Here is a 10,037-nt window from a genome sequence, read left to right on the forward strand (position 1 = left end):
TCCACATCATTCATCCAATACTTATCTTCTAAATTCTTTTAATTGGTCATTCAGTGTTTTGGTTTGTGTATAAACTTGTTGGTAAATTGCAAATAGTTTTTGATAAGCTTCTACATTTTCCTTAATTGGATAATAGGTTTTTGATGTTTGAATAAAGCTTTGGGCACACTCTTTAAGTGACGTAAACCAGCCGCAGCCATATGCCGCTAACATCGCTGCGCCCATTCCAGGACCTTGTTCGCTTGTTAGCTTTTCAATTTTAGCATTGAAAATATCTGCCTGCATTTGCAGCCATGTTTCGTTTTTAGCTCCGCCCCCGATGGAAATAATGGAGTCAATGGTTTTCCCACTGTTTCTAAAAATCTCGATCGACTCATTTAAAGAGAACGTAATTCCTTCAAGGACTGCACGGGCAAAATGCTTGCGCTCATGGCCTGCATCGATGCCAATAAAGCTACCGCGGATATTAGAATCAGCATGTGGTGTTCTTTCTCCAACGATATATGGAGTGAATAATAGTCCGTCACTGCCTGCAGGTACTCCATCGACGCCTTCTAAAAACTCTTCAAATGCTTCTTCTTTGGCAAAAGTGTCCTTAAACCAACTCAAGCTATATCCGGCAGCAAGAGTCACACCCATCGTGTAATAAGTGTTTTCCTCACCGTGGTTAAAATAATGAACTTTTCCTTCAAAATCGAGATCGTTTCTTTCTTCATAAGAAAGGACAACACCAGATGTACCAATACTGCAAAGTGTTTTACCTTCTGATAAAATCCCTGAACCAATCGCACCGCAAGCATTATCTGCCCCTCCGGCAAAGACTTGAGTTGCTTCAGACAATCCAGTTGCCTGTGCAAATTCAGCGGTTACCGTGCCAACACAAGCATGAGACTCTACTAGTGGCGGGCAAAGTTCAGGAGCAATTCCAAATAGATGTAAAATTTCTGGACTCCATTCCCGTTTACTTACATTTAACATCAATGTTCCCGCTGCATCCGAATACTCCATATGAATATTGCCTGTAATACGGTAACGTAAATAATCTTTCGGAAGCATGAATACGCTTGCACGATTAAAAGTTTCAGGCTCATTTTCTTTTACCCAGAGAATTTTTGGTAAAGTGAATCCTTCTAATGCCGGATTCTTTGTAATATCTAGCAGGTTCTCCTGACCCACGACATCATAGATTTCCTGACATTGCTTTGTTGTTCTCGTGTCATTCCATAGAATGGCATTTCGCAGGACGTTGTTTGCTTCATCTAGTAAAACTAATCCATGCATCTGCCCTGAAAAACTAATCCCCTCAATGTCCTTTACATCGCCTTGGAACGCATGGATCAGTTCGTTGAGGCCTTCTGTAGTCTTTGCAACCCATTCTTCTGGGTTTTGCTCACTGTAACCAGATTTTTCGATAATTAACAGATAGGATTTCGAAACCTCCTGGCATACTTCACCATTTTGATTGACAAGTAGAATTTTGACAGCACTCGTCCCGAGGTCTACACCAATAACGTATTTCATCTAGGAATCATCCTTTTCTATAAAAATGTGCTGGACAAGTAACTTCCAGCACATTTTCCATTTTATTTTGTTAGGTTCATTGTTGTTTTTTATCGAACTGTAACACCTGAAAGTGTTTCTAATAGATATTGGTTAAGGGTAGCTCTTAAAAGTTCTGTTCTGCCTGATGTATTTTTAATTTCTGTTAATCCAAGTGCATACTCTTCTAATTCACGGAAATTCGTTCTTCCTTCAACGATGTCTAAACCAATGCCTTTTGTAAAGCTGCTGTAACGGTCGTCAATGAAGTTTTCGAATACACGGTCTTCTAGTAACTTGTTTGCTACTTTTAAGCCGATTGCAAAAGCATCCATTCCAGCGATATGAGCGTGGAATAAATCTTCTGGATCGAAAGAGCCTCTGCGTACTTTTGCATCGAAGTTTGTACCACCTTTTCCTAGGCCGCCATTTAGAAGAATTTCGTACATTGCTAATGTTGTAGAATATAAGTCAGTTGGGAATTCATCAGTATCCCAGCCAAGTAATGGATCACCTTGGTTTGCATCGATCGATCCAAGCATACCATTGATACGAGCCACACGAAGTTCATGTTCGAATGTATGACCAGCTAATGTTGCATGGTTTGCTTCAAGATTGAACTTGAAATAATCAGTTAAGTCATATTTTTGTAAGAATGCTAGTCCAGTCGCTACATCAAAGTCATATTGGTGTTTTGTTGGCTCTTTTGGCTTTGGCTCAATTAAGAATGGAACATTTAGGCCAATTTCTTTAGCATAGTCTACAGCCATGTGGAAGAAGCGTGCTAAGTTATCTTGCTCAAGCTTCATATCTGTATTTAATAGTGTTTCATATCCTTCACGGCCGCCCCAGAATACATAGTTTTCTGCGCCTAGTTCCTTCGCTACTTCTAAGCCCTTCTTCACTTTTGCAGCAGAATAAGCGAATACATCTGCATTTGGAGAAGTTGCCGCACCATGTGTATAGCGAGGATTTGTGAACATATTAGCAGTATTCCATAGAAGCTTTGTCTTGCTTGTTTTCATGTATTCTTTGATCATTGAAACGATAATGTCTTGGTTTTTGTTGCTTTCAGCTAATGTGCTTCCTTCTGGAGCGATATCGACATCATGGAAAGCAAAGAATGGAACATTTAATTTTTCAAAAAGTTCAAATGCCGCTTCCACGCGTGCTTTTGCTAAATCAAGTCCTTTTAAGTGGTTCCAAGGACGAATTGCTGTACCTACACCAAATGGATCTGTTCCATCAGCTGTGAATGTATGCCACCAGGTGACAGAGAAACGTAGTAATTCCTCCATTGTTTTTCCGTTGATTACTTCTTGTGGATTATAATACTTAAATGCTAAAGGATTAGTTGAATTTGCACCTTCAAATTGAATGTTTTTTACATTTTCAAAATAAGCCATGATTGGATTCCTCCTAATGTTTTTCGGTTATAGACTTGTAAATGCTTACAATGTCTTTAAATCTCGTAGTCTCTAACCTTTGTTTAATTAGATTATAGCACCCTTAACTTCGTTTGTCTATCGGATAAACAAAGATATTTTAAATTTATTTTGAACAAATTTTTTTGAAAGAAGACTTTGTTAACATGGTTGTTGATTTCCAAGCCAAATAGTAACCATACCCTTTAACACAGACTAAAAAAGCTGACGCTTAGGTTTTTCTAAGTGACAGCTTCTGAATAGAAAGTTTGTTAATTTTGTAATGTAAGCTTTTTTTGTTTTGCATCGATTCTATGAAAACTCTGTTTTGCCCCTATCATTATAATGAGAGACACTAGACTTACACCCAAAAACGGTACAAACCCTGGAAAATAGCTATAAAGTAACACTAATAAAACCATGGCAGCAATCATCAAAATCGTGATATGCATATTAATAATCCCTATATAGAAGGAATTTTTAATATACTGACCCAAACGGAGTTCATAGTGGACATAAACAGGAAAAATATAAAGTAGGGTAATGAAAAATAATAGGGTGATGATGAGCAATGGAATGGATAGGACATATTGAATGGTTCCACCAATATTAATAAGAAACTTAAAATCAATATACAGAAACATTCCGATTATGGCCATTAGCCAGCCAAGCTTATTTGCTTTTCCAAACTCCTTTTTATAAGTGTTTAAAAAGGTACGGAAAATGGGCAGATCGGTTTCATCCATCAGCCATTTTCTTACTATGGAAAATAATGCCGCGGTGGCAGGGGCAGCACCTAAAAAAATCAGACCAAGAAGGGAAAATAGTGTCCATAAAATATTGACATAGGCAAGTTTCATCACCCATTCACAAAAAGTATAAGCTTTTCCCACTACCCAATTAATTTGCATAGCCATTTCACCTCTGTTGATCAATTATTATCTAATATTTTGACACAAATAGCCTTACTCCTTCTAAAAAATAGGACTGTCCAGTTACTACCAGACAGTCTCCTATTCTTTTACTCAGTCTGTGAAGAAGCAACTAAAGGGGCAGATTTTCTGCTTTCCTCAAGCCATAAAATGCTCGTTACTCCACGCGGGTAATACTTACTTCCTGCAATTTCACCAGAGATAATTTGATCACTCCAGCTCCATACAGATAAAGTTGGATGTGTCAGCCAAGCTACATGGGCTGCATCTGCTTTTGCCCCTTTTTCATCCCACTCCCAGCCAAGAATTTCACGGGCAATAAACTGGCTTAAGTAGATCTTGCTTAACCACGAGTTATTGCTCGTTGACGAAATCTTCCAACCGCCATCTTCAAACAAGCAGACCCCTTCTGTTAATACAGTTGTTAAGTGCTGTTTCAACACTTGGATATAGGCTCCAAAACGGCCATTAGGATCCAGTGCTTCTTTGTTGTTTGTATAGTAAGGGAAAATGAGTCCTTCAATAGCAGGAATAATTTTAGAATCGTTACCTTCCTTAATAACGGCAGGAATATAACCTCCTGCTGTCACATTGCTTGCAATCGTCGAAGCACATTTTTCTGCCTGCTCTCCAGCCTGTTTAGACAGGTCTGCCAACCCATTTTCTTTAAATAGTTTTTCTAAAGCAACATATGATGCCCATGTTTTTCCTGCTAGATAAATATTATTTCTTGCCTGCCCAAGTGAAACATCTAAACTATCATAAGTGGTAATCTCTGCACCGCCCATTACGCGTGTGGAGTCGAGCCCCATAATGCCATCCCGCTGATCGGCTTCCGGATGGTCACGGTTTAACATGCTTTCAAAGCAGCGGACGAACACATCCAAATTCCCGTTTAACCAATCGGTATCTCCTGTTTGTTCTACATATACAGATGCACATAACACCCAGTTAACTAATTGCTCATAGGTCATATGAGAGAAACATCCGTCTAAACCGTATAACTCATAGGAAGAATAATGTGGACGGGAGACCGTGTTGGCAACCCCCATATCATGGGTAAAGCTGATACCGCCCGGATATTCTGTCTCATCTCCTGGGAAACGCACTTTATCTTCATAGCTAAATCTGCTGACAAACATGTCCAGCTCATTTTTTACGGTCCATGGGTTCATTTTTAACTCAAAGAATATTTGGTCGACCGTTAAGTCAAAGGTGTTCATCATCCGATATTCACCTTCGTTTACCACCCAGAACGGGTCTCCATCTACATCAAGCAATTGGGTAGAGCCATAATAGCTGCGAATCGAATGAATCATCATAAACTTTTGATCATCTGATAAATCCGCATCACTTACTAAACGATTGGATTCTTTTGCAACTGCTGTGAATTGATCAAAATTTTCTAAGGCAAAGGCCGCTACAGATTCGATGTTTGGAAAATATCTCGTATATAAATAAGAAGCATCTAACCCTGCTGTTACATAGCCCCCACGATAGAAGCAGACGGCAAATTTATAGGTGCGTTTTTGTCCAACAGGAACATCCACAACCAGTGCCCCGACAGGCCCTAAACCGAAGGTCCAGTTTTCTTCAAAGGGTGTCGTTAAAATATTTTCTAAACTAAAGTGCAGAGCTGACTTCACTTCAGGGTCGTTTGTGGTAATCGCTGTTAAACGACCTTGTCCAATCCCCGCAATCCCATCACACGTATCATCCATACGACGCATTGAACTGTATGGGTCACTTCCTTGATATCCAAAAAATGCACGGCGGCTTTTTGTTCCTTGTGTGTTATCAATGGTAAGCTCTGCCCAAACAGCTGGGATTAAAGCATTTTTCAGTTCCTCTTCTGCGGCTGCAGCCGGATCTGGTACGGATTGGACTTGAGAATAGATGGTGAAAGTTAAGTCGCCCGCCTTCCAAGAATCCGTTCCTAACTGAAAGTTCCGTTCTATTTTTTCCTTCTCAAAAGGTAAAATGATGCGCGGCTTATCTGGGTTTGGATCCATATTTTCGATATCATAGCGCTTACTTTCATCATCTTCTAGTTCAAAGAATGGAAGTGCTTCATAGATTCCTTCACGTTCTGACGATTCAACACCAACATAGACATTTTTTCGGGGTGAACGGCCAAGCTCTAAATCGAGCCCCCCGCCATTCCCATAAAAACCAAGGGTAAAACTTGAAAAGGCTCCGATTGGTGAATGATGTGCGTTGAAAAACATGTTTTTTGTCAACTAGTTCCCCTTCTTTCTCCAAATAATATTAGATTTGCGCAAATTGCGTTGTTCTTAAGCTAGTCAGAGGTTATTTCTTACCGAATATAATAGCATTATAGCATCCTTTTCTTTGTTTGTATATTCAATAAACTAAGTTTATGTTAAGATATAGATACGATAACGAACGTAGGGAGATTTTTACATTGACAACCATTACATGGAATCAACAAGTTGTAAAAAGAAATAACAAATCATTGGTACTGCAAATGATTATCGATAAAGAACCGATCTCACGTGCAGACATTGCTCAGGTAACCGGTCTAAATAAGGGCACTGTTTCATCAATGGTAAATGAATTATTAGAGGAAGAGCTCATTTATGAATCTGGCCCAGGTGAATCCAGCGGCGGCAGACGTCCCGTTCTTCTTCACTTTAATAAGGTAGCGGGATACGCAATTGGCATTGATATCGGGGTTAATTATATCCTAAGTGTTTTAACTGATCTAAAAGGAAATATTATCATTGAAAAAAACCAGCTTATCCAAGATTCCAGTTTTCCAGCTGTTAAAGAGTTAGTCAAAACAGCTATCCATAGCCTGCTTCATGAAATGCCTCAAAGCAAATATGGTGTAGTTGGTGTGGGATTGGGTGTTGCAGGTATTGTTGATAAAGAAGGAATGGTGTTACTTGCCCCTAACTTAGGCTGGAGATACGTCACTTTAAAGGCAGAGATTGAGGAAGTATTTAAACTACCCGTTATCATAGAAAATGAAGCAAATGCTGGTGCATATGCTGAAAAACAATTTGGTGCAGGTCAACATCACGAAAATATCATCTATATAAGTGCTGGAATTGGTATTGGGGTTGGGATCATCCTGAATGGTGAGTTGTATCAAGGAAATAACGGCTATTCTGGAGAATTTGGCCATATGATCATCGATGTTGACGGAAGACCCTGTAGCTGTGGAAGCAGAGGTTGCTGGGAAATGTACGCTTCAGAACATACTCTTTTAAAAATGACCAAGGATAAGGCCGCGACACTTGAATCATTAATTCAACTAGCTGAGAAAGATGATAAAGATACACTGGAACTTTTTGAGGAAATTGGCTGTTACCTGGGTTATGGCCTTAATAACATAATAAATACATTTAATCCAGAGCAAGTCATTATCGGGAATCGACTTGCTAAAGCAAAGAAGTGGCTTGAAGCACCAATAAGAAGAACGATTAAAAAACATACCTTATCATTTCACCAGAATGAAATGGAGATTTATTTTTCAACACTATCCATTTATTCTTCAGCCCTAGGCGTAGCAGCCTTCGCTGTAGAAAACTTTATTAAGGATATAGTCATATCACAGTAATAGGAGTGTATTTTGATTTACCGGAAATACGATAACAGAAAAAGCTTCGGTCCTTTAATTGAGTAATAATTGGTAATGTTTGATAAAATAAAACGAAACCAATTCTGAAGGAGTGTAAATGATGGCCAACTATAAAGGTTATATCGGAACCTATACAAAGGGAGATAGTAAAGGAATCTATTCCTTTACACTGAATACAGATGAAGCAAGAATTGAGGACATAAAGGTGGCTGCTGAGTTAGGGAATCCTACCTATTTAGCAATTAGCAAAGACAATCGCTACCTTTACTCGGTTGTTAAAGAAGGAGATACTGGCGGTATCGCCGCTTACTCTATTGGTGAAGCAGGAGACCTAACAGCCATTAACAGCGAAGTTTTAGCAGGAGCGCCGCCGTGTTATGTGAGTGTAGACAGCAAGAACCGTATGGTGTTTGGTGCCAACTACCACCAGGGGCTTGTTCAATCCCATCTTATTAACCAAGAGGATGGCTCTGTGTTACCTTATGCTTCCATCAGCGAGCATAAAGGATCAGGTCCAGACCCAAGACAAGAAAAGCCTCATACCCATTATTCTGAACTAACACCTGATGAAAAGTACCTTGCTGTTTGTGAATTAGGTATTGATGCTGTTATTACTTATGCCGTGGAGGAAGATGGAACTCTTACCCAGGTGAATCTTTTACCTGTAAAAGCAGGCAGCGGCCCAAGACATCTTGTTTTCCATCCAAATAGGGATATGGCCTATGTAATGACAGAGTTCAGTTCTGAGGTGATTGTTTTAAACTATAATCCAGAAAATGGCCATTTTACTGAAGTTCAATATATTTCTACATTACCTGAGGATTTTAAAGAAAATAATCAGGGCAGTGCGATACATATATCTGCAAATGGCCGTTCTGTTTATGCGGGCAATCGCGGGCATAACAGTATTGCCGTTTTCAGTGTGGATCCAGGTTCTGGTGAGCTTACGTTTGTGGAGCATACTTCTACTGAAGGAGATTGGCCAAGGGATTTTGAGATTGATCCTAGCGGGAAGTTTGTGGTTGCTGTGAATCAGGAGTCAGGCAATGCCGTGTTGTATTCGAGGGATGAAGTTTCGGGGAGATTGACGTTGATTACTTCTGATATTACGGTGCCTTATGGGGTTTGTGTGAAGTTTTTGAATTATTAATTTATACTAAAAAAACAGCTTAACTAATTGTTTAACAATTGGTTAAGCTGTTTTTATTGTGTTGTAGGGCATTTATTTACATTTCTCCTTAATAAAAATACTGTGCGTCGTGGCAGATTTTTATCGTATATTGTGAATATTATGAAAAATTGTTGCATAGTACCCCTTATGAATTGTTTAGTATATTGAACTCTAATCTGCTTTTAAAAATTTTCTAAGGAATATATTACTTAGGATTTGATATAAAATCCCTAATTTCATCAATGGAAAGTCCTAGGTTTTTAGCTTCATTAATTAGGTCTAACCATTCACTATCTAGTTCTTTTTCAGCAGCAGTTAATACGGACACAATTTACCCTCCTAAAAATGTTACTACTTTAGGTAACTCAGCCATCCTAGTTAAAAACCTTAGACCTGGAGCTTTGCGCCCCATTCTTTCGAATGGTTTGCCATTATCTTGTATAGTATTAAAGTGTTAGAGTCTTAAAGTATTAAAAAGTTAAATAACTATACTAATAGTACTATAGTCTTCTTTGAATCTAAATGAAAAATTTTCCAAAACTTTCGACAATTTTTGTAAAATCCTTATTAATAGTTAAAAGTTTTAAAACACATTTCTGACAGGTTACCTGACCTAATTCAATGAATTTAATTTTTCTCAGGGTTTTTCTTTTAATAGTTTTTTCCTTATTAAATTCTAGACCACATAAACATTGATAGGAGTCTTTCACAAGGTGATTTTGATCCCCTTGTTTTATTATTGGATATATCATGATTTCCCTTCTTTTTTTTAGTATTTGTTCCTTAAAAAGAACAACTAATGTTCATTATAAGAAAAATACAGAATTTTGTAAATTAAATTAATTTTACCCATAAGAAAATCTCTAGCCTATAATTCTAAACTTGTATAATCTCCCCTGTAAGGTGTACGGCAATTCCTTCTTCCTGCTGCAGGGAAGAAGATTCAGCATTGCTTTATATTATGGGTTATCTTTCACAAGGAGTGTTATAGGCAGAATTAATCTTAATTCCTGATCTGTAGATCGATGACCGTATTGTATTCCATCCATTCCTTTTACGAGTTAGCAGGAGCAGCTATTGACGGAAAGAACGATCTGTGTAATCGAACATCTATCCTTTTGGAGATCTGTATGAACAGTGATGGAGACTAAAAAAGGACATAGAGAATACCATAAGTGTTATCTTCTTTTAATTGTTCCATGTTTTTCTAATCAATACCTTGGTTATTAGCACGTAAATGGCGAGACAGTTTATTGCCACTCCATCTGCTGCTGCATGAGTTGCTTCGTTTCTGCGCGGTTATCATTCTGGTAAAACAACCACTATTCGGAGGTTTTTAGATTGTGTCAACAACGGTTTATTTT

8 protein-coding genes and 1 riboswitch are annotated in these 10,037 nt (G+C 38.4%); of the genes, 2 read left to right on the top strand and 6 right to left on the bottom strand.

Annotated features, from left to right (window positions below; all coding sequences use genetic code 11):
- Nucleotides 1-21: 21 nt before the first annotated feature.
- The 4 genes from xylB to COD92_RS26485 all read right to left on the bottom strand — a co-directional run bounded on the left by xylB (nucleotide 22) and on the right by COD92_RS26485 (nucleotide 6,135).
- Nucleotides 22-1,521, bottom strand: a complete 1,500-nt coding sequence (gene xylB, locus COD92_RS26470; RefSeq protein ID WP_098531731.1) for a xylulokinase — start codon at nucleotides 1,519-1,521, stop codon at nucleotides 22-24.
- 89 nt (nucleotides 1,522-1,610) lie between these two features.
- Nucleotides 1,611-2,945: a xylose isomerase gene (gene xylA / locus COD92_RS26475; RefSeq protein ID WP_098531730.1), complete on the bottom strand. Its 1,335-nt coding sequence runs from the start codon at nucleotides 2,943-2,945 to the stop codon at nucleotides 1,611-1,613.
- Nucleotides 2,946-3,235: 290 nt separating this feature from the next.
- A complete protein-coding gene (locus tag COD92_RS26480; RefSeq protein WP_098531729.1) occupies nucleotides 3,236-3,874 on the bottom strand; it encodes a YesL family protein in 639 nt (212 codons plus the stop codon).
- 110 nt (nucleotides 3,875-3,984) lie between these two features.
- Nucleotides 3,985-6,135: a glycoside hydrolase family 52 protein gene (locus tag COD92_RS26485; protein ID WP_098531728.1), complete on the bottom strand. Its 2,151-nt coding sequence runs from the start codon at nucleotides 6,133-6,135 to the stop codon at nucleotides 3,985-3,987.
- Nucleotides 6,136-6,320: 185 nt separating this feature from the next.
- On the opposite strand from COD92_RS26485, the gene COD92_RS26490 reads away from it, so the two are divergent.
- Both COD92_RS26490 and COD92_RS26495 read left to right on the top strand, forming a co-directional pair.
- Nucleotides 6,321-7,481, top strand: a complete 1,161-nt coding sequence (locus tag COD92_RS26490) for an ROK family protein (protein WP_255286730.1) — start codon at nucleotides 6,321-6,323, stop codon at nucleotides 7,479-7,481.
- 121 nt (nucleotides 7,482-7,602) lie between these two features.
- A complete protein-coding gene (locus tag COD92_RS26495; protein ID WP_141561146.1) occupies nucleotides 7,603-8,652 on the top strand; it encodes a lactonase family protein in 1,050 nt (349 codons plus the stop codon).
- Between the two features lie 226 nt (nucleotides 8,653-8,878).
- On the opposite strand, the gene COD92_RS26500 is transcribed toward COD92_RS26495, so the two are convergent.
- Together COD92_RS26500 and COD92_RS26505 are read right to left on the bottom strand one after the other, a co-directional pair.
- Nucleotides 8,879-9,001: an anti-repressor SinI family protein gene (locus COD92_RS26500; protein WP_141561147.1), complete on the bottom strand. Its 123-nt coding sequence runs from the start codon at nucleotides 8,999-9,001 to the stop codon at nucleotides 8,879-8,881.
- 28 nt (nucleotides 9,002-9,029) lie between these two features.
- A riboswitch (cyclic di-GMP riboswitch) is annotated at nucleotides 9,030-9,113 on the bottom strand.
- Between the two features lie 78 nt (nucleotides 9,114-9,191).
- Nucleotides 9,192-9,425, bottom strand: coding sequence for a hypothetical protein (locus tag COD92_RS26505; protein WP_098531724.1), 234 nt, complete (start codon nucleotides 9,423-9,425; stop codon nucleotides 9,192-9,194).
- Nucleotides 9,426-10,037 lie beyond the last annotated feature (612 nt).

The organism is Bacillus sp. AFS037270 (genome assembly GCF_002585305.1).

What these genes read in the sequence shown, in the direction of transcription:
- xylB (WP_098531731.1), bottom strand. Translation starts at nt 1,521, where the DNA reads ATGAAATACGTTATTGGTGTAGACCTCGGGACGAGTGCTGTCAAAATT.
- xylA (WP_098531730.1), bottom strand. Translation starts at nt 2,945, where the DNA reads ATGGCTTATTTTGAAAATGTAAAAAACATTCAATTTGAAGGTGCAAAT.
- COD92_RS26480 (WP_098531729.1), bottom strand. Translation starts at nt 3,874, where the DNA reads ATGCAAATTAATTGGGTAGTGGGAAAAGCTTATACTTTTTGTGAATGG.
- COD92_RS26495 (WP_141561146.1), top strand. Translation starts at nt 7,603, where the DNA reads ATGGCCAACTATAAAGGTTATATCGGAACCTATACAAAGGGAGATAGT.
- COD92_RS26505 (WP_098531724.1), bottom strand. Translation starts at nt 9,425, where the DNA reads ATGATATATCCAATAATAAAACAAGGGGATCAAAATCACCTTGTGAAA.